At 52.3% G+C, this 23,473-nt stretch carries 27 protein-coding genes, 1 pseudogene and 1 riboswitch; of the genes and pseudogenes, 26 read left to right on the top strand and 2 right to left on the bottom strand.

Translation table 11 applies throughout. The annotated features are described in order from the left end of the window. Window positions 1-188: 188 nt before the first annotated feature. Entirely contained in the window at window positions 189-737 is a 549-nt protein-coding gene (locus tag NLX71_RS19240; protein WP_254365404.1) for a hypothetical protein, read from the bottom strand. A gap of 183 nt (window positions 738-920) precedes the next feature. On the opposite strand from NLX71_RS19240, the gene NLX71_RS19235 reads away from it, so the two are divergent. The 10 genes from NLX71_RS19235 (at window position 921) to rsmI (ending at window position 8,410) form a co-directional block, all read left to right on the top strand. Next, window positions 921-1,118: a sigma factor G inhibitor Gin gene (locus NLX71_RS19235; protein ID WP_254365403.1), complete on the top strand. Its 198-nt coding sequence runs from the start codon at window positions 921-923 to the stop codon at window positions 1,116-1,118. A 108-nt stretch (window positions 1,119-1,226) separates the two neighbouring features. After that, a complete protein-coding gene (locus NLX71_RS19230; RefSeq protein ID WP_254365402.1) occupies window positions 1,227-2,702 on the top strand; it encodes an aminotransferase class I/II-fold pyridoxal phosphate-dependent enzyme in 1,476 nt (491 codons plus the stop codon). A gap of 138 nt (window positions 2,703-2,840) precedes the next feature. Then, window positions 2,841-3,485, top strand: a complete 645-nt coding sequence (gene tmk / locus NLX71_RS19225; protein ID WP_254365401.1) for a dTMP kinase — start codon at window positions 2,841-2,843, stop codon at window positions 3,483-3,485. A 120-nt stretch (window positions 3,486-3,605) separates the two neighbouring features. Beyond that, entirely contained in the window at window positions 3,606-3,935 is a 330-nt protein-coding gene (locus tag NLX71_RS19220; protein WP_254365400.1) for a cyclic-di-AMP receptor, read from the top strand. A 17-nt stretch (window positions 3,936-3,952) separates the two neighbouring features. Beyond that, the gene (locus tag NLX71_RS19215; protein WP_254365399.1) at window positions 3,953-4,399 is read left to right on the top strand and encodes a YaaR family protein; all 447 of its coding nucleotides are present in this window, start codon (window positions 3,953-3,955) and stop codon (window positions 4,397-4,399) included. A gap of 36 nt (window positions 4,400-4,435) precedes the next feature. Beyond that, window positions 4,436-5,413, top strand: a complete 978-nt coding sequence (gene holB, locus NLX71_RS19210; protein ID WP_254365398.1) for a DNA polymerase III subunit delta' — start codon at window positions 4,436-4,438, stop codon at window positions 5,411-5,413. Window positions 5,414-5,415: 2 nt separating this feature from the next. Then, complete coding sequence (locus NLX71_RS19205) at window positions 5,416-6,219, top strand: PSP1 domain-containing protein (RefSeq protein WP_254365397.1); 804 nt, start codon at window positions 5,416-5,418, stop codon at window positions 6,217-6,219. A gap of 41 nt (window positions 6,220-6,260) precedes the next feature. After that, entirely contained in the window at window positions 6,261-6,617 is a 357-nt protein-coding gene (gene yabA, locus NLX71_RS19200; RefSeq protein ID WP_254365396.1) for a DNA replication initiation control protein YabA, read from the top strand. Between the two features lie 112 nt (window positions 6,618-6,729). After that, complete coding sequence (locus tag NLX71_RS19195) at window positions 6,730-7,506, top strand: tRNA1(Val) (adenine(37)-N6)-methyltransferase (RefSeq protein ID WP_254365395.1); 777 nt, start codon at window positions 6,730-6,732, stop codon at window positions 7,504-7,506. Window positions 7,507-7,522: 16 nt separating this feature from the next. Further along, window positions 7,523-8,410 (top strand): 16S rRNA (cytidine(1402)-2'-O)-methyltransferase, encoded by an 888-nt coding sequence (gene rsmI, locus NLX71_RS19190; RefSeq protein ID WP_254365394.1) that lies wholly within the window; start codon window positions 7,523-7,525, stop codon window positions 8,408-8,410. A gap of 759 nt (window positions 8,411-9,169) precedes the next feature. On the opposite strand, the gene NLX71_RS19185 is transcribed toward rsmI, so the two are convergent. After that, a complete protein-coding gene (locus NLX71_RS19185) occupies window positions 9,170-9,424 on the bottom strand; it encodes an AbrB/MazE/SpoVT family DNA-binding domain-containing protein (protein WP_010501678.1) in 255 nt (84 codons plus the stop codon). A gap of 386 nt (window positions 9,425-9,810) precedes the next feature. Here NLX71_RS19185 and NLX71_RS19180 point away from each other — a divergent pair, with 386 nt between their 5' ends. From NLX71_RS19180 to fin, 16 genes and pseudogenes are all read left to right on the top strand, one after another. Next, window positions 9,811-11,094 (top strand): HD domain-containing protein, encoded by a 1,284-nt coding sequence (locus NLX71_RS19180; RefSeq protein ID WP_254365393.1) that lies wholly within the window; start codon window positions 9,811-9,813, stop codon window positions 11,092-11,094. Between the two features lie 47 nt (window positions 11,095-11,141). Next, a complete protein-coding gene (locus NLX71_RS19175; protein WP_254365392.1) occupies window positions 11,142-11,909 on the top strand; it encodes a TatD family hydrolase in 768 nt (255 codons plus the stop codon). A gap of 224 nt (window positions 11,910-12,133) precedes the next feature. Next, window positions 12,134-12,324: riboswitch (cyclic di-AMP (ydaO/yuaA leader) on the top strand. A gap of 327 nt (window positions 12,325-12,651) precedes the next feature. Beyond that, window positions 12,652-13,743: a resuscitation-promoting factor gene (locus NLX71_RS19170; protein WP_254365391.1), complete on the top strand. Its 1,092-nt coding sequence runs from the start codon at window positions 12,652-12,654 to the stop codon at window positions 13,741-13,743. A 109-nt stretch (window positions 13,744-13,852) separates the two neighbouring features. Continuing rightward, entirely contained in the window at window positions 13,853-14,407 is a 555-nt protein-coding gene (rnmV, locus tag NLX71_RS19165) for a ribonuclease M5 (RefSeq protein ID WP_254365390.1), read from the top strand. After that, the gene (rsmA, locus tag NLX71_RS19160) at window positions 14,404-15,324 is read left to right on the top strand and encodes a 16S rRNA (adenine(1518)-N(6)/adenine(1519)-N(6))-dimethyltransferase RsmA (RefSeq protein WP_254365389.1); all 921 of its coding nucleotides are present in this window, start codon (window positions 14,404-14,406) and stop codon (window positions 15,322-15,324) included. Before rnmV ends, rsmA begins: the two co-directional genes overlap by 4 nt. Window positions 15,325-15,405: 81 nt before the next feature. Next, entirely contained in the window at window positions 15,406-16,293 is an 888-nt protein-coding gene (gene yabG / locus NLX71_RS19155; RefSeq protein ID WP_254365388.1) for a sporulation peptidase YabG, read from the top strand. A 209-nt stretch (window positions 16,294-16,502) separates the two neighbouring features. Then, the gene (gene veg, locus NLX71_RS19150) at window positions 16,503-16,775 is read left to right on the top strand and encodes a biofilm formation stimulator Veg (RefSeq protein WP_090674585.1); all 273 of its coding nucleotides are present in this window, start codon (window positions 16,503-16,505) and stop codon (window positions 16,773-16,775) included. A gap of 159 nt (window positions 16,776-16,934) precedes the next feature. After that, a pseudogene (locus NLX71_RS19145) lies at window positions 16,935-17,108 on the top strand (small, acid-soluble spore protein, alpha/beta type); the annotation flags it as partial. Between the two features lie 317 nt (window positions 17,109-17,425). Next, window positions 17,426-18,280, top strand: coding sequence for a 4-(cytidine 5'-diphospho)-2-C-methyl-D-erythritol kinase (gene ispE / locus NLX71_RS19140; RefSeq protein WP_254365407.1), 855 nt, complete (start codon window positions 17,426-17,428; stop codon window positions 18,278-18,280). Window positions 18,281-18,403: 123 nt separating this feature from the next. Continuing rightward, entirely contained in the window at window positions 18,404-19,249 is an 846-nt protein-coding gene (gene purR, locus NLX71_RS19135; protein ID WP_254365387.1) for a pur operon repressor, read from the top strand. A 9-nt stretch (window positions 19,250-19,258) separates the two neighbouring features. Beyond that, a complete protein-coding gene (locus NLX71_RS19130) occupies window positions 19,259-19,645 on the top strand; it encodes a RidA family protein (RefSeq protein WP_254365386.1) in 387 nt (128 codons plus the stop codon). Window positions 19,646-19,767: 122 nt separating this feature from the next. Beyond that, window positions 19,768-20,052: a septation regulator SpoVG gene (gene spoVG, locus NLX71_RS19125; RefSeq protein WP_010501706.1), complete on the top strand. Its 285-nt coding sequence runs from the start codon at window positions 19,768-19,770 to the stop codon at window positions 20,050-20,052. 146 nt (window positions 20,053-20,198) lie between these two features. Beyond that, window positions 20,199-21,581: a bifunctional UDP-N-acetylglucosamine diphosphorylase/glucosamine-1-phosphate N-acetyltransferase GlmU gene (glmU, locus tag NLX71_RS19120; protein ID WP_254365406.1), complete on the top strand. Its 1,383-nt coding sequence runs from the start codon at window positions 20,199-20,201 to the stop codon at window positions 21,579-21,581. A gap of 125 nt (window positions 21,582-21,706) precedes the next feature. After that, complete coding sequence (locus NLX71_RS19115) at window positions 21,707-22,333, top strand: 50S ribosomal protein L25 (protein WP_254365385.1); 627 nt, start codon at window positions 21,707-21,709, stop codon at window positions 22,331-22,333. Window positions 22,334-22,493: 160 nt separating this feature from the next. After that, the gene (pth, locus tag NLX71_RS19110) at window positions 22,494-23,054 is read left to right on the top strand and encodes an aminoacyl-tRNA hydrolase (protein WP_254365384.1); all 561 of its coding nucleotides are present in this window, start codon (window positions 22,494-22,496) and stop codon (window positions 23,052-23,054) included. Between the two features lie 113 nt (window positions 23,055-23,167). Continuing rightward, on the top strand, window positions 23,168-23,398 hold the full coding sequence (fin, locus tag NLX71_RS19105) for an anti-sigma-F factor Fin (protein WP_254365383.1): 231 nt from the start codon (window positions 23,168-23,170) through the stop codon (window positions 23,396-23,398). Window positions 23,399-23,473: the final 75 nt, after the last annotated feature.

Genomic DNA, 23,473 nt, shown 5'->3' with positions numbered 1-23,473 from the left:
GACGAGGTTGATAGGTTCGGGGTGGAAGCGCGGCAACGCGTGCAGCTGACGAATACTAATCGGTCGAGGGCTTATCCAATACGATTTACGCTACGCTTTGTTTCGATCCAGTTTTCAGGGAATAATCAGACCCTTGCGATCCAACTTTGGAGATGCAAGGGTCTTTCGTATTTATACAAAAACTCGCCCTACTGTGCATAGCAGGACGAGTCGTTCTCATTTATTTTTAAATAGCCGGATGAACTGTGCTTGCGAAGTAGGAATATGATGACCAGGCGCGGAAGCAAAAGCCAGAGATGAACGAATACTAGAAAGCCGAGGAGTGACGGCGAGAGCCATGGATAGAGGCATCCCAGCAAGACCAAGACGATCCACAGCACATGGAAATGGAGGCGGCGTACTTTGGTCATAGCGATATACGCGTCCGTACCCGGCGCATAACCGAACCAAGGCAGCCGATAGGACCAGTTCCAAGCTTGCGGAGAATACTTCTCCTTTGTGCGGAGCAGGAGGCGAAGCAGAAGCGTTTGGACGAGCGGTATACCGATCACTCCGACCGGGATGCCAATCAACCCCGCAGGTAATGACGCAAAAGAGATCGCAATAGCGGCCCCAATCAAAGCGCAAACGGTCAAAATCCAATATACTTGAAAGAAGGCCGGCTTGTAATGTACCCTTTTGAGCAGCCGGTAAGTATAGATGGTCGATTCTTTGGACAACGTTCGGTCTCTTGGCATAATAAGCCCCAATCCTCACTTGATGAACAAAATGAAAATTCACTACATATATCGGTAGGGTACAGGAAAATGTTGAGTTTGTCACGGGCTAATATGGATTTTCAACAAAAATATCGCGGAAAGGTTTGAGTTTTAAGAGAATTGGGCATACTGCTAGAAAAGAAGAGTAGAGGTGAATCGAACATGAGCGACGAGCTGCAGCACGATTTCACGCCATCCTGCATCATTTGCGGGCAAATCAAAGAGAACGGCATCCTAATCATATCTGAATTCATATGCGAGGATTGCGAGAATGAAATGGTTCATACGGAAGTCAACGATGCCAAGTACCCTTTTTTCATACACCAGATGAAGCAAATTTTATATAAAAAGAATGCTTGAACGGCAAGCAAAAGGAAGCAAGCTCCGTTTTATCTCGGTCAGGGATGGAAGCGGGCTTTTTTGTTTGGTACAATACTGCTAAAATTGTTTTTGAAATGAGGAAACAAGGTGTCACAGCATAGAGCGCCGCTGTACGAAGCATTGGCGGCCCATCGGGAATCGGGCGCGCTCAGCTTTCATGTGCCCGGTCATAAATCGGAAGCGCAAGGGTATGCCGAAGCGGAGTCGGACTTCCGGCAGATCTTATTACTCGATAGGACGGAGATCGCGGGACTGGACGATCTTCACCATCCGGAAGAAGCGATTAAAGAAGCCCAGACCTTGGCTGCGGCGTGCTTTGGAGCAGATGAAACTTTTTTTCTGGTGAACGGGAGTACGGCGGGAAATTTGGCGATGATTTTGGCGACATGCCGCCGTGGGGACCTGCTGCTAGTGCAGCGGGATGCACACAAATCCGTCATTCATGGACTGATGCTCGCCGGGGCGCAGGCGGTGTTTATCTCCCCGCTGTGGGAACCGGAGAGCGGACTGAGTACGGGTGTGGCTGCAGAAGATGTCGAGCAGGCGCTGAATCGCTATCCTGAGGCCAAGGGGCTGCTGGTAATCAATCCGAGCTATTACGGCATTACAAGCGATTTGAAGGCATTATCCGGCCTTCTGCATGACCAGGGGAAGGTGCTGCTGGTGGATGAGGCGCACGGGGCTCATTTTGGCTTCCATCCCGATGTGCCTGCCTCGGCCTTAAGCTGCGGGGCGGATGCGGTCGTGCAGTCCACTCACAAAATGTTAACGGCTATGACGATGGGCGCGATGCTGCACGTGCAGGGTCCGCGAATTCACCGCGGCGCCGTCCGAAAGGCGCTGGCTATGGTCCAAAGCTCCAGCCCTTCTTATCCGATTATGGCTAGCTTGGACATTAGCCGGCGTATGCTGCAAGAAGACGGCGGAGAACGGATAGACCGGGGCCTATCGGCTGTTCGGAGGGTGATAACCCATCTGAGCGGACATAGCCGGTGGCAGGCAAGAGCTTTGACGGAACGTATGCTTCAGATCGGGTGTCGTCTGGACCCTTTTAAGGTAGCGTTGTACGACGCGTCAGGCCATCTCGACGGTTTTGCGTTAAAGGAGCGTCTGGAGCAGCAAGGCTGCTTCCCGGAGTTGGCAGACCCCACGCATGTTCTGCTTGCGTTCAGCTTGGCGAGCACCGAAGAAGCGGCACATCGGCTTATTGAAGCGCTGGAGCGGATAGACGAGGAAACACGGGACAAAGAAAGCGAGACGAAGCCGGGATTATGGGAGACCGAAGCCGCGGCACATCGGATATCCGAGCCGGTAACGTTCGATTGGGAAGCCATCCACGAGGAGACGGAGAAGAAGGTAACGGTCCCTGTAGCCGAATGCGCTGGCCGCATCGCTGCGGAGATGATCGTGCCATACCCTCCGGGCATTCCGGTCCTCTATCCGGGAGAGCGGATTACCAAACGGACAGCAGCGCATTTAATGCGGCTGGCCGCCTTAGGGTCGCGTTTTCATGGGCATGATGTGGCCGCCAGCGGCACCGTCCCGGTGCTGGAAACCCGGTAATCGCTTAGCGGCACAGACGCTTACGCGAATCGTTTTGAATAGGCGGCGGTTTGTTCGCACGGCATCAAGAGAAGAAGCTAGCAATAGAGCGGAGAAACGGACTGCAGCCGCTATTCGAGTCACTACAGGACAGGAGACATGCATGTGGAACGGGGCTTTTTTATAACGGTAGAGGGCGGAGAGGGCGCAGGCAAAACGTCTGCGATCGATGCGATCCTAGAGCAAGTCAAGGCGCGGGGGTACGACGTGTTATCCACACGGGAGCCTGGGGGCATTCCGATTGCCGAGCAGATTCGCTCGGTCGTTCTCGACCGGAACAATACGGCGATGGACCCGCGCACGGAAGCGCTGCTGTATGCGGCCGCGAGACGGCAGCATTTGGCGGAAAAAGTCATTCCTGCGCTGGAAGCTGGCAAGGTCGTCGTATGCGATCGTTTTATCGACAGCAGCTTGGCTTATCAAGGGTATGCGCGCGAGCTTGGCATGGACGAGGTGTTTGCAATTAACCGGTTTGCGATCGGCGATTGGATGCCGGATTTGACGGTGTTCATGGATGTTCGTCCGGAAATCGGGCTGGCCCGGATTCGCGTCGATCAAGGACGGGAAGTGAACCGCCTGGACCTGGAATCGATGACGTTTCATAACAAAGTGCGGGAGGGTTACTTGCAAATTCTCCGTCAGTTTCCGGAACGTATCGTACGGGTGGATGCGGAGCGGGAGTTGGACAAGGTACTCGAAGATATTGGGCAAATGCTGAACCAAAAGCTACCTAGGCGAGTATGATATAATAGATACATTCCTTCTACAGATGTTTATATATAAATAAAGGAATTTTTCAATCGCTTGTCAAATATTTAAGATAGGAAGACGGATAACATTCCTTTGGCAAAGGAGGCTGGATGCATGAAGTTGGTTATCGCCGTTGTGCAGGATAAGGACAGCAACCGTTTGTCGAACGCACTGATTAAAGAGGGCTTTCGCGCAACCAAGCTAGCGAGCACGGGAGGATTCCTACGCGCCGGGAACACGACCTTTATGATCGGTACGGAAGATGAGCGTGTCAACGAAGCGCTGCAAGTCATTAAAGCGAACTGCAAAATCCGAGAGCAAATGGTCACCCCGGTATCCCCGATGGGGGGAACGACGGATTCGTATATTCCTTTCCCTGTCGAAGTTCAGGTTGGCGGGGCGGCGGTATTCGTGCTTCCGATCGAGCGGTTCGAACATTTCTAGAAACGAGGTCGAGCCGAGTGAAAATCAACCCGGGTTGGCGCCCTTTCGGTAATGAGGTCGTCCGCAACGAGAATACGTCATCCCAGCAGCTTCAAAAAATGTCGTTCTCCGATACGATGCAGCACCAGGAAGAAAGAGCAACCCGGGAGCAGCTTCAGCGCATCCTGCAGCAAATTGACCTGCAAGGTCAACGGCTGGCCAAGTCGATGACGGTACGCGAGCTTCGACAGTATAAGCTGCTCGTGAAGCAGTTTCTGGAGGAGACGGCACGACGGGGAGTTCAGCTTCGCGATACGCGAGGTTGGGACCGCAGAGGCCGAACGAAGCGGTACAAGCTACTGGAGGAAATCGATGCCGAGTTGCTCGGCCTGGCGGACGAGCTGGTGGAAAGCGAACAGGGACGCATTGAGCTGCTGCAAAAAATCGGTGAAATTCGCGGAATGCTGATTAATTTATTTTTTTAGCGAAGCAGCCGATCTGGAAAGGAAATGCAGACCGTCATGTCTTTTCAATCGATTACAGGGCAGGAGCGAGTCAAACGAATGCTGCAAAACAGCCTTCGGACCGACAAAGTTTCGCACGCGTATATATTTACGGGGGCGCCCGGGACCGGGCGGAGAGCAATGGCCCGGGCGTTCGCCCAAGCTATCTATTGCAAGGTGCTGCCGGACGATGCCTGCGGGGAATGCCTGGATTGCCGCAAGGTAGAGCATGGAAATCATCCTGATCTGCATTGGATCGTACCGGACGGCGCCTCCATCAAAATCGACCAGATTCGCGAGCTGCAAAAGCAGTTTGCTTATCGGGCCTCCGCCTCTAACATTAAAATGTATATATTGGAGGATGCCGATAAGCTGACTGTTCAGGCGGCGAACAGTCTGCTGAAATTTTTGGAGGAACCGACCTCGCAGGTTGTGGCTATTCTGATTACGGATAACGGACAAGCCCTTCTGCCGACCATCCGGTCGCGGTCCCAGTGGATTCCTTTTCTGCCCATGGGGCGAAGCGGCATGAAGGAGCTGCTTTTGCAGGAAGGACATCCGCCCGTACTGGTTCAAGCGGCGGTGAATTTGGCCGCAGGACCAGAGGCGGCGCGTGAGTTGATTCAAGGAAATGGGTTTGCAGAACTCCGAAATTTGGTGATACAATTAGCTAGGGAGAGTTTGTCCCGATTGCCGTCTGCAATGCTGACCGCTCAGCAGAAGCTGGCAAAGGGCGAATTTTCCGAACAATTGCCGCGCTTCATGGATATGCTGATTTTGTGGCTCAAGGATATGGTGCAGCTCAAGCTCGGCAGCCGCGAAGAATTGGTCTATACGGATCAACTGGACTGGATGTCGCAGCAAGCGTTGTCTTATTCGATGGAGCACTGGATCGCCTGCCTTGAGCAGGCGGTGGAGACGCAAAAACGTTTGCGATCCCATGCCAATCCCCAGCTCGCGCTGGAACATATATTAATGCGGCTCAAGGGGGTGTAAGATTGTTCTCCGTAGTAGGTGTCCGCTTCAAGAAGGCGGGCAAAGTGTATTACTTCGATCCGAGCGATCTGCCGATTGATCAAGATAGTGCTGTCATTGTCGAAACGGCGCGCGGAGTCGAGTACGGCCGGGTAGTTATTGGCCGAAGGACGGTAGGCGAATCGGATGTTGTGCTTCCGCTGAAAAAGGTCATCCGCATCGCGGACCAGCAGGATGCACAGCTTGTTGAGGATAACAAGCAAGCGGCCAAAAATGCGTTTGCTATTTGTCAGGATAAGATTAAGGATCACCAGTTGCGGATGAAGCTGGTCGACGTTGAGTATACATTTGACCGGAACAAAATCATTTTTTACTTTACGGCCGAAGGCCGGGTCGATTTCCGGGAATTAGTCAAGGATCTGGCCAGCATTTTCCGGACGCGGATCGAGCTTCGTCAAATCGGCGTACGGGACGAAGCCAAGATGCTTGGGGGCATCGGGCCTTGTGGACGTATCCTGTGCTGCTCTTCCTTTCTGGGGGATTTCGAGCCGGTTTCGATCAAGATGGCCAAGGACCAGAACCTGTCGCTCAATCCGACGAAAATTTCCGGATTGTGCGGACGATTAATGTGCTGCCTCAAATATGAGCATGATAATTACGAAAGCGCCAAGGACGATCTTCCCCGCGTAGGCAGCGAGGTCATTACGTCGATCGGCAACGGACGCGTGGTGTCGCTGAATGTCGGGGAGCGTACGGCGAAGGTGCAAATTTTCGATTTGAAAAAAGTGATGGATCTTCCTTTGGATGATGTAGTGGAGCAGCACTAAAAGCCAGTCGCTGCTTCTGCAGCTTGAGGTGAGAGAGAAGCGTGGATAAAAGAGATATATTCGTACAAATCGATCAAATGGAAGAACAGATGGGCGCGTTGTATGCCGAGCTTGGCGAAATCAAACGGCAGATTATCGAGCTGCTGGAGGAGAACAAGCGGCTGGGCATCGAGAATCAGCAGCTGCGCAAGCTGTTGAAGAAAGATACCGAACCGATGCTGCCTTTGCTTCAAGCAGCCGGGGCGAGCGTTCCTGTTTCGATCAAAGAAACGACCGGTGAAGGCCACGACAATTTGGCACGCATCTATCACGAAGGCTTTCACATTTGCAACGTCTATTATGGACATTTGCGTACGGAAGGCGACTGCTTGTTCTGTATGTCGTTTTTGAATAAATAACGATGCGCCGTAGAGGAGAATGACTCTTCTACGGTTTTTTTTGAAGAGCAAAGAAAGTTAAACTTACTTTAGACGATGAAGTACATAATAACCGGCAGAAAGAGGTATACGCTTGGAACGAGTCCCGATCTATGAGCGGGAGCGAATCGACGATTTGCTTACGCACGATTTAAAAATCATTCAGAGTGACGAAGTGTTCAGCTTTTCGATGGATGCGGTGCTGATTGCGCGCTTTTGCTCGGTGCCGCCGAGAGGGCGCATTGTCGATCTGTGTTCCGGCAACGGCGTCATTCCGCTACTGTTGACCACCCGGACGAAAGCGCACATTATGGGTGTAGAAATTCAAGCCAGATTGGCAGATATGGCCCAGCGGAACGTGCAGTTGAACGGGCTAGAGGAACGAATCGCCATCCGGCACGGCGATTTGCGTCAATCGCCCGCCGAGCTGGGGAACGGCGTTTTCGATTTGGTGACGGTCAATCCTCCGTATTTGCCTGTTCCGAATGGGGATCAGAACGTGAATGAGCACGTGGCTGCGGCCCGGCATGAGCTGTTCTGCACTTTGGATGATGTGGTTCGGGTGAGCAGTAAGTTGGTGCGCAGCGGCGGCAAAGTCGCCATGGTGCACCGGCCGAGCCGCTTGGTCGAAATTTGCTGCACGATGCGGCAGTACCGGCTGGAGCCGAAACGCATCCGGTTCGTTCATCCCCGGGCCGATGCTGAAGCGAATATGGTACTCATCGAAGCGCTTCGCGACGGGAAACCGGAGGTTCGCATGCTTCCGCCGCTAATTGTTTATAAGAATGAGACGGAATACACGGATGAGCTGATGGAGGTCTATTACGGCCGCCGCGCTGCGCTCGCCGATCCGTCCAATACTTCACTATAGAAGGAATCGATGTCCCGTGAACGTTCAAAAAAGCTACGTCAACGACAGCCGCCGTCAAGGCAGCCTTTATCTGGTAGGCACGCCGATCGGCAATCTGGAGGACATGACCTACCGTGCCGTTCGGATTCTGGGCGAAGTACAGTGGATTGCCGCTGAGGATACCCGGCAAACGCGCAAGCTGCTCACGCATTTCGACATTTCGACCCGGCTCGTCAGTTACCACGAGCACAACAAGCAAGCCAGCGGCCCGGAGCTGATCCGGCTCATGCAGGAAGGCGATTCCATCGCGCTCGTCAGCGACGCCGGCTTGCCTGCGATCTGCGATCCGGGCGCGGATCTGGTCCGCCTCGCCATCGAAGCGGATATCCCTGTTATCCCCATTCCCGGGGCGAACGCCGCGTTGTCCGGGCTGATCATGTCGGGGTTACCTACCGAGCGGTTTACCTTCGTCGGCTTCCTGCCGCGCGATAAAAAGCCTCTCGAACGGGAGCTTGCGTCCTTGAAGCGGGAGCTTGACACGATAATTTGCTACGAGTCTCCGCACCGCTTAATTAAGACGCTAACGGCTATGGCCGAAACGATTGGCGAGACCCGGGAAATCTGCTTGGTCCGCGAGCTGACCAAAAAATACGAGGAAGCCGTCCGCGGCACGATCCGCGAATGCTTGGACCATCTGAACGAGCACCCGCCTCAAGGCGAGTATGTGCTCATCCTCCGCGGCGTCAGCCCGGAAGAAGCCGAGGCAACCGGCGAAGCCTTGTGGTGGGCCTCTTTATCTCCTGCGGAGCATGTCGCCCGCTACGAGGCCGACGGCCTCGACCATAAAGAGGCTTTGCGACGTGCCGCCCAAGACCGCGGCGTCCCGAAGCGTGAATTGTATAACCTGCTTCATCAAGGGAGCTAAAAGGAAATAGTTTACAACGATCGCACCTGCTATATAATAGAAAAAGACAAGATGTTAGACCCAAGGTGAAATCGGGTAATAAGACTTATATGTGTTGCGCGAATCGATGAGAAGGGAACGTAAGCGTCCTAAGAGCAACTTATATGTCGTGCGCGTTATAACGAGCGGTGATGGATATTAAAATCTGGGTATTTGGTGAATTGGTGTTCATAATCGGATAATCGTGCTGCGTTGGTAAAATTTTCGGACCCTCTGCCGTTTGTGGTATCACGCTTGCAGTATCGTGCTTGTGTTCCAGCGTCGGTGATCTTTCAAGTAACCAGCGCTTTGGGCGATGCTGCTTTGCAGCGAGCCTCTCCGACGCACGAGCGGTCGAGTGCGTCCCGGCCCTGCTCGAACAAAAGCTGTCGAGGCTTGCCTCGATGCGGGCATAGCGGGGCGTTCCAACACCAAACGCCGCCGTATGCGCATGCAGCGCTTCGAAAGAGCGCCGACGTAAAGCGTGTCTTCATGCCGAGCCCGCAGGGTTCGCATGAAGACGGACGCGCTCTCTGCACCCAAGCTGCGTCGAAGCGCCTGCGGGGTCCAGGGGCCGCGGCCCCTGGGGTCCCCCTTAGGAAGGGGGATTTAGGGGGATGGCCCCACCGTATAAAAAAAATCCCCGATTCGGACAACCACGAATCAGGGATATAGAGGAGATATGAAAAAGGTTAGAATTACCAAAGTTAAATGTGCTATCTCTATTATAACCTATTTTTTTTATTTTGTCACAGGTATTGGCATTTCAGATAAGCATTCATGGCAAACAATTTTTCCTTTGAAGTAGGAAACATTCTCAGCATTACCGCAGAAGATACAGGCTGGCTCATATTTCTTCAACATGATGCGCTCGCCGTCAACGTAAATTTCCAAAGCGTCTTTTTCGCCAATGCCTAAAGTACGGCGCAATTCGATCGGAATAACGACCCGACCCAATTCATCTACTTTTCTAACAATACCGGTGGATTTCATCATAAAAAAATTCCCCTCTCTAAGAAGTTACATAATGATAAGTTAGTGTCTCAAAAGATTAATCGTCATGTTTCGACATTTCTTTACACATATGATACCAACCATTCCCAAAATAGTCAACCAAAAAATTTGATTTTTCTTTGTTATTTTATGGTATACAAGGGGTGTTATGCAAAATTCATTAAAAACAAACGTTCAAAAGCGAGAAAATCGTTGTTTTTTATAAGACACACCTCACTAAGAAAGGGATTGTCACCAGATCATTGAAGTATAGATAAAAAAAGAAAAAGTAATAATGCAAGTTTATATTCGACATATTTCGACAAAATCCTTCTTGTATTTAAGAAATAATTGTCGAAAAAATAGCCGGAGCCGATAGGAGGATGTTCATGATCACTCCCCTTCAAGAAGAGAAAGTATTTAAGGATCCCGTACACAAATACATCTACGTCCAAGACCAAACGATCTGGGACCTGATCAACACTAAGGAGTTTCAACGCCTCAGACGAATTCGCCAGCTTGGCACCTGCTTTCTGACGTTTCACGGCGCGGAGCACAGCCGGTTTTCGCATTCGCTCGGCGTTTACGAGGTTACCCGCAAAATCATTTCGCAGTTTGAACGCAACAAGTACGAGGACTGGCCGCGAGAGGAGCGGCTTCTGTGCCTCTGCGCCTCGCTGCTGCATGATGTCGGGCACGGGCCGTTCTCCCATTCGATTGAGAAAACGTTCGGGACGCACCACGAGGAATGGTCATGCCGCATCGTTCTGGGAGATACGGAAGTGAACCGCATCCTGCGGCGCGTATCGCCTACGTTTCCACAGCAGGTGGCCGGCGTGATCGCTAAGACGTATAATCAGGAAATCGTCGTCAGCCTCGTCTCGAGTCAGCTTGACGCCGATCGGATGGATTACCTGCTGCGGGATGCCTATTTCACCGGCGTAAATTACGGCACATTCGATTTGGAACGCATCCTGCGCGTCATGCGCCCGTATCAGGGCCATATCGTTGTAAAGGAAAGCGGCATGCATGCGGTGGAGGATTACTTGATGTCCCGGTACCAAATGTATTGGCAGGTCTACTTTCATCCGGTGACCCGCAGCGCCGATGTATTGCTTCACAACATTTTTCAAAGAGCGAAGCACCTTCATGAGGAAGGCTTTGCCTTCCGCTTCTTATTACATCCGCTACCGAACCTGTTCCGGCAAAAAATGACGGTACACGACCATTTTTTAATGGACGAGGCGTTCATGCAGACGGTGCTGATGCAATGGTCCTTTGAAGAGGACCCGGTGCTTTCCGACTTATGTACCCGGTTCCTGCAACGGCAGTTGCTCAAATATGTGACGCTCGAGAAAATCGATGCCTGGCAGATCGAGCGGCTGCGGGATCAAATGCGCAGCTTCGGCATCGATCCGGACTACTACCTTGACATCGATTTTCCTTCCGACCTATCGTATGATGTGTACAGGCCCGGCGAACAGGATGAGAAGCTGCCTATTCTGCTGCTTGACTCGCAGGATACCCTGACGGAAATATCGCGGAAATCGGAAATTGTCCGATCCATCAGCGGCATTCATATGGGGAAATACCATTTGTATTACCCGCGGGAGCTGCTTTTGAATCATGCCGACAAGTTGGATAAAAACCTCCGAAAACTGCTCGATCTTTAACGGTCATGACCTGCTCTTGCAACCAGATCACATAAAAGGAGAACACGATGATAATCGATACACATGCACACTTGAACGCGCCGCAGTTCGATGAAGATCGACAGGAGGTCATCGAGCGCGCACGCGCAAGCGGAATAAGTCGAATCGTTAATGTCGGATTTAACCGGGAGACGATTCCAAGCTCTATCGCTTTGGCGGAACAGTACGATTTTATTTATTCGACCGTAGGCTGGCATCCGACCGATGCGAAGGACATGACGCCGGAGGATCTCGAATGGATCGAGTCGCTGTGCGGACACGAGAAAGTTGTCGCCATCGGGGAAATCGGCCTGGATTATTATTGGGATACGTCTCCCAAAGACGTGCAGGACCGCGTGTTTCGCCAGCAAATTTGGCTTGCGAGGAAGGTTGGCCTGCCAATCGTTATCCATAATCGCGACGCCCATCATGATGTCGTGCAAGCGCTTCGCGAAGAGAAAGCGGCGGAAGTCGGAGGGGTCATGCATTGCTACTCCGGCAGCTGGGAGACGGCAAAAATGTGCCTGGATATGAACTTCTATATTTCGTTCGGCGGTCCCGTCACGTTCAAGAATGCAAAGCAGCCGAAGGAAGTGCTTGAGAAGGTGCCGCTCGACCGTTTATTGATCGAAACCGATGCGCCTTATCTGGCTCCTCACCCGTATCGGGGTAAGCGAAACGAGTCTTCCTATGTGCGCTTGGTCGCCGAGATGGCTGCCGAAATTAAAGGGATATCACTGGAAGAATTGTGTGAGATAACCACAGCAAACGCCGTCCGACTTTTTAAGCTAACGTGAATAAATACACGGATTCGGACAAGCTTATTTTCTTTCGAATCGAGATAATCGAAGAAAAATATATAAAAACATAAGACTTACGAAGAGAAAGATGGTTCTTGTGGGAGATTTAGCTTAAATCGGCTGGAATCGATCCAAAACCATCCTTTTTTTCGAAGTTTGTATACTTTACAACTTTGGTCCTCCCATCGTAAACTCAATAATAACTTCATAACGATTACCAAAATCCAACATCGCTGAGTTTCCGAAAGGGAAACGGGGGAACCGCATCGCGGCAGTTAAGGCGTAGCTTTGACCGTTGTGGTGTTTTTTTAGGGGTGAATCCTCATCGTGCATGCAAAACATGCACTGGGGTAGGGCGACTCTCAAGTCCGAATCCGTCAGCTAACCTCGTAAGCGTTCAGAGAGAGGTAACGATTGTCGTGAGCTTTTATTTCATTTTGGCCAAAATGAAAAAGTCACGGGAAGGTTCCTCTTCTCCGCTGACTTTTTTTGTGTTCTCCCGTTCATTTGGGATATTAACCGGAGCCGGTTTAACCAACACAAGTTAAAGGAGGTGGCCGCCGCAGGCAAGTAAGTTCTGATGGCAGCAGATACAATTGTTGGAATGGAAATCAAACCATTTTACCATAGTCGCGTCAGATTAAATCATGCATAACACTCGGATGGCGGGGCTTTAAGGAGGACCGAACAAGTGGGCGCTGTGAACCATGAGCAACCCCATGTAAGACGATCATCCAGCATGTCCTTCGCATTGCGATGGAAGCATGAAAACTTGCGTATGATATCGATTATTGCCCTCATTTCATTCGCTATGACTTTCATGTTCTTACTGATGTATCACGGTACGGCCACCAAGCGCGTATCAGTCGTTGTAGACGGACAGGAACGTACGTTCCAGACCAGGCAAGGTGTTCTACAGCGCATACTGGATGAGCAAGGCATCGCTGTAGGAGAATACGACCGGGTGTCGCATTCCCTTCAAGCTTCGGTAAAGTCTGGAGATCGTATTATGATCGACAAGGCGAAGCCGTTTCAGTTGACAGCAGATGGAGAGACGAAGACCGTTTATACGACAGGGAAAACGGTGGAGGCCGCACTGGCGGATTTGAAAATCTCGCTCGGCGACCTCGATAAGGTAACTCCCGCTTTGACGACGGAAGTCGCGGACAACGCGCCGATCAAAGTGGTTCGTGTGAAGAAAGAAACGGAAGAAGTAAAAGAACCGATCCCGTTCGAGACGGTGAAGAAGAACGAGCCACAGCTGCTCAAAGGCAAGGAACAGGTTGTTCAAGAGGGGCAAGAGGGCACTCTGCTCAAGAAAAAGGAAAAGCTGTTCGAGGACGGGGCGCTCGTCGCCGAGAATGTCGTCGATCAACAAGTGCAAACGAAAAGCATTAAGAAAATCGTAGCTGTCGGAACAAAAAATCCGGTTGTCATTTTATCCTCTTCTTCTCCGAACGTTGACGAATTGACCAAAAACGGGGTTAAGTTCGGATATAAGCAAGTGATTAACAATGTGAAGCTTACAGCGTACTCGGCTGATGCCGACTCGACAGGAAAGAGCAGCGGGCATCCGCAGTACGGGGTAACTTCTTCAGGCACGAAAGTAACGGAAGGTCGCACAATTGCCGTAGACCCTAAAGTAATCCCGATGGGCTGGTGGGTGTATATCGAAGGAATCGGCTTCCGCCGAGCGGAAGACACTGGCAGCGCGGTAAAAGGGAATGTGATCGACGTATATTTCGACAGCAGCGACTACGCCAATCGTTTCGGTTCGAAGAAGGGCCACACGGTGTATGTCATTGGGCCGAAAAAACCGTCGGTCGATTAAGGATGCGCAATTAGGGCAGACTCATCATATATAGAACGGATGAAGAAGAGGTACAGCGATGTCCCTCTTCTTTTTCTCTTGTTTACGAAAGAAGGTACGTCGAAGAGACATGATTAAGGAAATCATCGTTGTGGAAGGAAAAGACGATACCGTCGCTATTAAGCGTGCGGTGGAAGCAGAGACGATCGAAACGGGCGGCTCCGCCATTAATAAAGAAGTATTGAGACGGATTCGGCTTGCCCAGGAGCGGCGCGGCGTCATCGTATTTACGGACCCGGACCATGCAGGGGAGCGCATCCGTAAAATCATCGCCAAAGAAGTACCGGGCTGCAAGCATGCTTTTTTGACGCAAGAAGCCGCAACGAGCCGCGGAGACATCGGCGTCGAGAACGCCTCCGTCGAAGCGATTCGCGAGGCGCTGGTGAGCGTGCGGACGGATGGGATGAGGGGCGAATCCGCCATCGCTTGGGAAGACCTGATCGAAGCAGGGCTCATCGTTCATCCGGAAGCGGCTTCGAGACGGCTCGCCATGGGTAAGCAGCTTGGGATCGGGTACTGTAACGGCAAACAATTTTACAATCGATGCCGGATGTTTCAAATTTCGCGCGAAGAGTTCGAAGCGGCCCGGCGGCATTTGGATGAAGAAGAGGGTGCAAGCTCATGATGACAGAACATCGCGGACAACGGTCCGGACAAGCTGCCGAGGATATCGCTTCGCCGAAGCGAACCAAGGAGCTCATTCAGAAGTACGGCCTCACGCTCAAAAAAAGCCTGGGGCAAAACTTTTTAATCGATCAAAATATTTTAACCAAAATCGTATCAGCCGCTGAGCTTGATTCGAGCAAAGGGGCCCTGGAAATCGGTCCGGGGATCGGTGCGCTCACTCAACAGCTGGCCAAGACGTCCGGACGGGTCGTAGCGGTCGAAATCGACCAGCGTCTTCTGCCGATGCTGGAAGAAACGCTTAAACCTTATCCTCACGTTTCCGTCGTCCACGGCGATGTACTGAAAACGGATCTTCCCGCGCTGTTCGAAGCTTATTTTCGCGACGTCTCTAAGGTCAGCGTAGTGGCAAACCTGCCGTATTACGTGACGACCCCCATCGTGATGAAGCTGCTGGAAGAAAAGCTTCCGCTGGAGCATATCGTCGTAATGATCCAGAAGGAAGTAGCCGACCGGATGGCGGCGAAGCCTGGGGGCAAAGATTACGGGAGCTTGAGCATCGCCGTACAGTATTATTGCGAGCCGGAAGTCGTCACTATTGTGCCCCACACCGTATTTATCCCGCAGCCGAATGTCGACTCCGCCGTGATTAAGCTTAAGGTACGCGAGCAGCCGCCGGTGGAAGTGGAGGACGAAAGCTTTTTCTTCGATGTCGTTCAAGCCAGCTTCATGCAGCGCCGCAAGACGATTTATAACAACCTGGCCGCCAGGTATTTTACGAAAGAGACGAAGGGGCAGCTGGAGGGAATTCTTCGAAATGCCGGCATCGAGCCGTCGCGTCGCGGGGAAACGCTGTCGATCGAAGAGTATAGCGTGCTCAGCCGACATTTGGCCGCCGCGTTGAAAGGGGATGGCTAGCCGGCTCGGACGATAGCGGGCGGTTGTCCCTGCACCATTTGCCCATATCCGCCATACGATAGTCGAGGAGGCGATGCAGCCATGAAGCAGGGAGACCTGGTCACTCGGAAGTCGTATGGCGGTGACGTTGTATTCAAAATTCATGAATTCCGGCAGCAGCAGGCCATATTACGCGGGGTGGAACTTCGCTTGCTGGCGGATGCCCCATTCCGGGATTTGCAGATGGCCTCGCAGATCGATCCCCTTGAAGCGACGGGAGCGATGCGCCCCAAATGGCTGGAAGCTATGAGACGATCGGGAGCCGGAGCTGCCCCGCAGGCGCAGTCGGACGGATGGCAAAACACGGAGCAGCCTGCGGACTCTTCCAAGCCACGTCCGGCTTACTTTGAATTGCCTGGCAGGGTCCTGCATTTGGACGGCGACCCGAACTACTTGCGCAAATGTATGCTTCTCTACAATGAGCTCCGCGTTCCGGCGGACGGCTACTATGTAGCGGAGGCGAATATGGCCGATGCGCTTTACCGCCTGCTGCCCCAGTTGCAGCCGGATATCGTCGTAATTACGGGTCACGACGGGCTTCTGAAGCATCGCGGGCGAACCTATGGGGATATTACCCAGCTCACCAGCTACAAAAACTCGCATAATTTCGTCAATGCCGTTCGCATAGCCCGTCAGTTCGAAAAAAACCGCGATGCCCTGACGATCGTCGCAGGAGCGTGCCAGTCGCATTTTGAAGCGTTGATGCAAGCCGGGGCCAATTATGCCAGTTCGCCGGCCCGCGTGTTGATTCACGCGCTCGATCCCTTGTGCATTGCGGCAAAGGTAGCTTTTACCCCCATTAAGGATACGGTGAATATCGTCGATGTCATCGGTTTGACACACAGCGGATTGGAAGGGCTGGGCGGTATCGAATCCCGCGGGAGCTATCGCCGGGGTGTTCCCCGAATGGAATACGCGATTCATAAATAAGCGCCGAAAGGTGCTTTTTATTTTTGCCTCGCGTAGAAAGTTTTTACAATTCTGTGAACGGAGCACCCTCGATCTTTTTGGAATACCGCATCACATTAAGGAAAAAATCCGTTGACAACGGGTTTGTATGGCTGATATAATATTCGTCTTAAATTGACATACTACTGTCGTTGCGTTATAATTGTTAAGGAAAGAGGTGGTAGTAGTCAATGGCAAAAAATTCGCTGTTGGAGATCAAACGTAGTTTGGAACCTCATGTCGGACAGAAGATTATGTTAAAAGCGAATGGTGGTCGCCGTAAGACAATCGAACGATCCGGTGTATTGGAGGAAACCTACCCTTCCGTTTTTATTGTCAAGCTGGATCAGGAGCAGCATGCATTCAAGCGTGTTTCTTACAGCTACGCAGACATCCTGACAGAATCCGTCGAAGTTACTGTGCATGGCGATGACGGTGAAGTGCGGATTACGATACATCAATAAGTACATAACGGTTGGCCGTAATTGCGGTCAGCCGTTTTTTTAATGGGAGGTAAGATTCTCACCTTTCCTTGGAAAAGACTGTGACACCGTATGATTTGCTGCGTCAGGCGCATAATAGATATTGTACGGATACCATCATCCTTTGAGGGGGGACGCAATATGGGACGCAGAAGTCGGGGCGTCATGTCGGAATCATTCAAGTACGAGCTGGCCAAAGATTTGGGCTTCTATAAGACGGTTCAACAGGAAGGCTGGGGCGGTATTCGTACGAAGGATGCGGGCAATATGGTCAAGCGCGCGATCCAAATCGCCGAGCAGGCTTTGGCGAATCAGCATTCGGCGGCTGCCCCGGTACGCGAATCGATCGGCAGTCAGCCGGCGCCGATTGGTTCTCACGCCTACGCGCCTTATGGTCAACCGCCTTACGCCGGGCTGCCGCCTGCTTATGCGATTGCCCCAAATCCGGTTCAAACGGGCTACAACTCCTTTGCGCCTTAAGGATGGACATTCATTTCCGGAGAATCCTCAAGCTAGAGCGCCCGTTATGGAGCTTTAGCTTTTTTTTATAGCGCTTTTGGTATAGTATTAGGATGAACGGCATCATGCCTTCGATTAACGCGATGACAGACAGGTGCAAAGAAGGTGTCGACATGAAAGTGTTTGAGAAAGCGCCGGCAAAAATCAATTTGTCGCTGGATGTTTTACATAAGCGTGAAGACGGTTATCATGAGGTCGAAATGGTGATGACCATGGTCGACTTGGCGGACCGTATCGAGATGCAGGAGCTGCCCCGCGATACGATCATTATTTCCAGCCAAGCCGGGTACATCCCGCTCGACGAAAAGAACCTTGCCTTTCAGGCCGCCCGGCTCATTAAAGACCGGTACGACGTAAAACAGGGCGTATACATTCATTTGGACAAAAAGATTCCCGTTGCCGCGGGCCTGGCCGGAGGGAGCAGTGACGCCGCAGCGACGCTGCGCGGCTTGAACCGGCTGTGGAAGCTTGGGATCGGAACGGACGAGCTGCAGAAGCTTGGAGCTGAACTTGGCTCGGACGTGCCCTTTTGCGTGACGGGAGGGACAGCCATTGCGCGCGGCCGCGGAGAGAAGCTGGAGCCGATCGAATCGCCGCCCCAGTGCTGGGTCATTTTGGCCAAGCCACCGATCAATGTGTCCACCTCGGAAATATACGGCAAGCTGAAAGCTGCGGGAATCCGCAAGCATCCATCGACGGAAGGCGTCCTTCGGGCGATTCGCGAGAAACGATTTGATCTTCTGTGCGGCGAGCTGAGCAATGTGCTGGAGGAAGTGACGTTGGACCTGTATCCCGAAGTGCGCCAGCTGAAGGAAGTTATGGTCAAGCTGGGCGCCGAAGGTGTGCTGATGTCGGGCAGCGGTCCGACAGTATTCGGACTCGTGTCCAAGGAAACGAAAATTCCGCGCATTTACAACGGGCTGCGGGGATTTTGCAAGGATGTGTTTGCTGTCCGCCTGCTTACGTAAAGGAGCCATGAATGTCACGTTTGTGTCATCACCTTTGCTTGAATGAATACGTATAAAAATGGTATATTCACAATATATTATTCGGGTTTATAGCTATTTATCCGACGTGTAGGGGGAACGCTCATGAAGAAATTAAAAAGAAGCGCAAGATTGGTCGAGATGACCCAATACTTGCTGATCCGCCCCCATACGCTGATTCCTTTGACGACATTTGCAGACCGATATCATTCCGCCAAATCGTCCATCAGCGAAGATTTGGCCATCATTAAAGAAGTGTTTGAAGAGGAAGGCCTTGGGGAGCTTCTGACGCTTGCAGGTGCAGCCGGCGGCGTCAAGTTCATACCGAAAGTATCGAAATCGCATTCATTGCAATTTATCACCCAGTTATGCCGCCAGTTGGAGCAGCCCGAACGCATCCTGCCGGGCGGGTATTTGTATATGTCCGATATTATGGGGCAGCCGATGATTCTGAATGAAGTGGGCAAAATGTTCGCTTCCGCCTTTTCGGGCAACGATATCGATGTGGTCATGACAGTGGAAACGAAAGGCATTCCGCTGGCCTACGCCACGGCTACTTATTTGAACCTGCCGGTCGTCATCGTGCGCCGCGACAATAAAGTGACGGAGGGTTCCGCTGTCAGCATCAACTACGTATCCGGCTCGAACAAACGCATTCAGACGATGTCTTTGTCCAGACGGGCGCTCAAGGAAGAAGCCAAGGTGCTGATCATCGACGATTTCATGCGGGTGGGCGGAACGATTCACGGTATGATGGATTTGCTGCAGGAGTTTAAAGCCACGGTCAAAGGCGTCGGCGTATTCGTCGAGTCGGGCGAAGTCGAGGAGCATTTGGTCGAGGATTACGTCTCGCTCGCCAAGCTGTCCGCCGTCGATCCGAAAACGCGGCAGATTACGGCTGAGCCGGGCAATTATTTTCAAGAAGAGGTTTCTAATCTAATTGAGGAGTGACAAATACATATGACATTAGAACGTATCTCTACGGACCGGGCGCCTGCCGCTATCGGTCCTTATTCACAAGCGATCAAATTCGGCAATCTGTTATTTACCTCCGGTCAAATCCCGCTCAATCCCGAAGGCCAAATCGTCGAAGGCGGCATTGCCGAGCAGACGCACCAAGTTTTCCTCAATTTGAAGGCGGTATTGGAGGAAGCGGGGGCAACATTCGAGAGCGTGATCAAGGCAACGGTGTTCATCAAGGACATGAATCAGTTCGCTCAGGTCAATGAAATCTATGCAGCCTACTTCGGAGACCACAAACCGGCGCGTTCGACTGTCGAAGTTGCACGATTGCCGAAGGACGTTCTTGTCGAAATCGAGCTTATTGCGGCGTTAAATGTCGAATAATTTCAAATTTATAAAGTATTTATAAAATTGCTCAAAAACTTTAGAGATTTAGCAGGAATTTGCCCTAAAATGTGGAATTTATAGTTCACGTCTCCAAGATGGAAAAAGGTGGTGAATCAGAAGTGCAAATTACAGACGTCAGACTTCGCAGGGTGAACTCCGAGGGCAGGATGAAAGCCATTGCTTCCATTACCATCGATAACGAATTTGTAGTCCATGACATTCGTGTGATTGACGGTAACAACGGCATGTTCGTGGCCATGCCTAGCAAGCGGACCCCGGACGGAGAATTCAGAGATATCGCTCACCCGATTTCCTCTTCAACCCGCGAGAAAATTCAAGCGGCCGTGTTAGCGGAATACGAGCGTGCCGCAACGGAAGAGGAAGTCATCGAAGAAGGAGCTTAATACGATCAATGGAAGAGGGCCAAAAGGCTCTCTTTTCTTTTATAACAGAGCAGGATATATTGGGACTGGCGTTTCACGGACAGAAACCGTATCATAAAAAGAAAATAATACATTGGATCAAAGGGGATGGACGAAACTTGAACATCATGGGGATCGTACTGGCTGCAGGTCAGGGGAAACGGATGAAATCGAAACTATATAAAGTGCTGCACCCGGTATGCGGTAAACCGATGGTCGATCATGTGGTCACCGCATTGGAAAATATACATGCTTCTCGTACAGTCGTCGTCGTCGGTCACGGAGCGGAAGCTGTTCAAGCGTATTTGGGCGACCGGGTCGAGTATGCGCTACAGGACCAGCAGCTTGGGACAGGCCACGCCGTGCTTCAGGCCAAGGATCTGCTGGCAGCGGAGGACGGTTTGACGATTGTCATCTATGGAGATACGCCGCTGATTTCGGATAGCACCCTTGAAGGAATGATCAAGCTGCATCGGGAGAAAGGAGCGGCGGCCACGTTGCTGACGGCGGTTGTTGACGATCCTACCGGCTACGGGCGGATCATCCGGGATGAGCGCGGGCATGTGACGCAAATCGTGGAGCAGAAGGACTGTAACGAGGCGCAGCGCTTGGTCAAGGAGACGAATGTCGGCACCTACTGCTTTGATAATCGGAAGCTGTTTGAAGCGCTGGCCCTTGTGAAAAACGATAATGCGCAGAATGAATACTACATTACGGACGTGATCGGCATCCTGGTCGGTCAGGGGCAAATTGTCGAAGGCTACGTGCTGGAAGACGAGGCGGAGTCGTTCGGCGTCAACGACCGTCTGCAGCTGTCCGTAGCGGAGCAAACGATGCGCGAGCGGATTAACCGCCGCCATATGCTCGCCGGCGTGACGATGATCGATCCGGTAAGCACATATATAGAAGCGGACGTGCAGATCGGAGCGGATACGGTATTGCTGCCGGGAACGGCGCTTCGGGGAAAAAGCGTGATTGGCGAAGACTGTGTCATCGGACCGCAAGCGGATATTACGGATAGTACGATTGGTAGCGGCGTTACCGTTAAATACTCCGTGCTTCAGGATGCGGTCGTCGGCGCCGGATCGTCCGTAGGACCATATGCTTATTTGCGGCCGGGAACGGATCTTGGCCAAAACGTAAAAATCGGCGATTTCGTCGAAATCAAAAATGCCAAGCTCGCAGATGACGTGAAAGTGTCGCATTTAAGCTACGTCGGCGATGCGGTCATCGGCCGGAACGTCAACTTCGGCTGCGGAGCGATTACCGTCAACTATGACGGCTTCAACAAGCAGCTGACCGAAGTGGAGGAGGATGCGTTTATCGGCAGCAACGTCAACCTCATCGCTCCGGTCAAAATCGGCAAAGGAGCCTATGTCGTGGCCGGTTCCACCATTACGCACGAAGTAGGGGACGGCGACGTGGCGATTGCCCGGGAGCATCAGGTGAACAAGCACGGTTACGCTGACAAGCTTCGCTCCAAATTTGCAGCGAAGAAGGCGAAGCAGTAAGAGCGGGGCGGCTTAACGAACGAAGGAACTTGCCGCAAATCTTATGCAGCGATGTTTCGGACCTCCTTTCATTGGGTAAAGTAGTAAGAAGCTAGGGCTTCACCCAAATTGAAGGAGGTTTTCTTATGGCTACATCGCTCAAAGCGGAAGCTCGGACAGGCCGGACGAAAGGCGACCGCAACCGGCTCCGGGCCGAGGGAAAAGTCCCAGGCGTCGTCTACGGAAAAAAAGTGGCGCAGACGTCGATCGCCATCGACCAGAAGGAGCTGCTTGCGCTGCTGAAGACGAATCCGCATGCGGTTATCGATATGGACATTCCGCAATTTGGCAAACAGCCGGTCATGATCAACGAAGTGCAGCGGGATGCGCTGAGCCGCCAGCTGCTGCATGTCGATTTTCATCAAATCAACATGGACGAGCCGGTTCAGACGACGGTTCGGCTGGAATATATCGGAGACCCGGAGGGGGTTAAGGTCGGCGGGATTCTGCAAGTTCAGCACCACGAAATCGAGATCCGCTGCCTGCCGCAGCATATCCCAACCTCCATCGAAGTCGACGTCAGCGGGCTTGAGATCGGACAAAGCATGCTCGTATCCGAGCTCAAGCTGCCGGAGGGCGTCGAAGTGAAGACGGACGTGCATGACGTGATCGCCACGATCCTGACGCCGCAGAAAGAAGCCGAGCCGGAAGTGGAAGCACCTGCCGCCCAAGCCGGGAATGCCGCCGAGACGGCGGAGAAGGCTGAGGCATAATTTAGAGAGAGCGTGTCGGCTTGGATCGATGCGCTTTTTCTTTATGCCCGGCGGACGCTGCACCTGCCGATTATCGCGATATTGGCGCGGGACGTTGTTTTCGGTTATGATAAGTTGAGGGTATCGTCTCACCCTATGGCGTTGAAAGGGGCAGGTCAGGTTGAAGTGGTTTGTGGGTCTCGGCAATCCGGGACGGCAGTACGAAGCGACGCGGCATAATATCGGTTTTATGGCGCTGGACCGTTTTGCCGATAAGCACGGCATCAAAATTACGCAAAGCAAATGCAAGGGACTGCTGGGAGAAGGCCATGTCGCGGGACAGAAGGTGTATTTGCTGAAGCCGCAGACGTACATGAACTTATCGGGGGAGTCGATCCGCGCCTTTATGGATTTCTACAAAGCGGCCATCGAGGATCTTATCGTCGTGTATGACGATCTGGATACATCCTACGGGCAAATCCGGCTGCGCTATCAAGGAAGCGCGGGGGGGCACAACGGGATTAAGTCGACCATCGCCCACTTGGGCACGCAGTCGTTTCAGCGCATTCGAATGGGCATTTCGCGGCCTGCGCCCGGCAGAGACATCGCCGATTACGTGCTGAGCCCGTTCAGCAAAGAAGAATATCAGGAGATGCCCAAGCTGCTCGACAAGACCGTGGATGCCATGGAGCATATCCTGGAGCATCCGTTCGAGAAGACGATGGCCAAATTCAACGGCTGAGCCGTTTCCTTCTCGCCAAGAAAAAGCGTCAGCCTAGAGGCTAATCTCCTCCCATCCCGGCCATAATAAGTAAAAACGGCGCTTGGCATAGGCAAGCGGGAGGAGGAAGTCCGATGGCTCTGAAATATGTTTGTCGTTATTGCCAGACCTTAATCGGAGAAATCCGGCAAGGGGAAGTGAGCGAGTTTCAGCTCGGGTTCCATTTCTTGACCCCTGAGGAGCGGAGAGATATAATATCGTATAACCCGAATGGGGATGTCACCGTCAAGGTGGTTTGCGATTACTGCAAGGAAGCGCTGGATGCCAATCCGGAGCTCTCGCTCCTGGCGAATCCTCTGCAATAGGGGTTGTTCGCATTTCGGCTATCCGGCTTTGTGGTTGAGATCGGCCTAAAGTCCGGTGAATAAGAGGCCGCTGCG

The sequence above is a fragment of the Paenibacillus sp. MZ04-78.2 genome, from assembly GCF_024213375.1.
In the GTDB taxonomy this organism is placed as follows: Bacteria; Bacillota; Bacilli; order Paenibacillales; family NBRC-103111; genus Paenibacillus_G.
The sequence above is the reverse complement of the archived record's forward strand: the minus strand, read 5'-3'. Positions and strand labels throughout refer to the sequence as shown.

Bases quoted from the DNA above. Each gene is read 5' to 3' on its own strand.
- purR (WP_254365387.1), top strand. From the start codon at position 18,404: ATGAAGAAATTAAAAAGAAGCGCAAGATTGGTCGAGATGACCCAATAC.
- veg (WP_090674585.1), top strand. From the start codon at position 16,503: ATGGCAAAAAATTCGCTGTTGGAGATCAAACGTAGTTTGGAACCTCAT.
- NLX71_RS19170 (WP_254365391.1), top strand. From the start codon at position 12,652: ATGTCCTTCGCATTGCGATGGAAGCATGAAAACTTGCGTATGATATCG.
- glmU (WP_254365406.1), top strand. From the start codon at position 20,199: ATGGGGATCGTACTGGCTGCAGGTCAGGGGAAACGGATGAAATCGAAA.
- tmk (WP_254365401.1), top strand. From the start codon at position 2,841: ATGCATGTGGAACGGGGCTTTTTTATAACGGTAGAGGGCGGAGAGGGC.
- NLX71_RS19185 (WP_010501678.1), bottom strand. From the start codon at position 9,424: ATGATGAAATCCACCGGTATTGTTAGAAAAGTAGATGAATTGGGTCGG.
- NLX71_RS19175 (WP_254365392.1), top strand. From the start codon at position 11,142: ATGATAATCGATACACATGCACACTTGAACGCGCCGCAGTTCGATGAA.
- NLX71_RS19235 (WP_254365403.1), top strand. From the start codon at position 921: ATGAGCGACGAGCTGCAGCACGATTTCACGCCATCCTGCATCATTTGC.
- NLX71_RS19220 (WP_254365400.1), top strand. From the start codon at position 3,606: ATGAAGTTGGTTATCGCCGTTGTGCAGGATAAGGACAGCAACCGTTTG.
- fin (WP_254365383.1), top strand. From the start codon at position 23,168: ATGGCTCTGAAATATGTTTGTCGTTATTGCCAGACCTTAATCGGAGAA.
- NLX71_RS19240 (WP_254365404.1), bottom strand. From the start codon at position 737: ATGCCAAGAGACCGAACGTTGTCCAAAGAATCGACCATCTATACTTAC.
- NLX71_RS19180 (WP_254365393.1), top strand. From the start codon at position 9,811: ATGATCACTCCCCTTCAAGAAGAGAAAGTATTTAAGGATCCCGTACAC.
- yabG (WP_254365388.1), top strand. From the start codon at position 15,406: ATGAAGCAGGGAGACCTGGTCACTCGGAAGTCGTATGGCGGTGACGTT.
- ispE (WP_254365407.1), top strand. From the start codon at position 17,426: ATGAAAGTGTTTGAGAAAGCGCCGGCAAAAATCAATTTGTCGCTGGAT.
- NLX71_RS19130 (WP_254365386.1), top strand. From the start codon at position 19,259: ATGACATTAGAACGTATCTCTACGGACCGGGCGCCTGCCGCTATCGGT.
- rsmA (WP_254365389.1), top strand. From the start codon at position 14,404: ATGATGACAGAACATCGCGGACAACGGTCCGGACAAGCTGCCGAGGAT.
- NLX71_RS19115 (WP_254365385.1), top strand. From the start codon at position 21,707: ATGGCTACATCGCTCAAAGCGGAAGCTCGGACAGGCCGGACGAAAGGC.
- holB (WP_254365398.1), top strand. From the start codon at position 4,436: ATGTCTTTTCAATCGATTACAGGGCAGGAGCGAGTCAAACGAATGCTG.
- rnmV (WP_254365390.1), top strand. From the start codon at position 13,853: ATGATTAAGGAAATCATCGTTGTGGAAGGAAAAGACGATACCGTCGCT.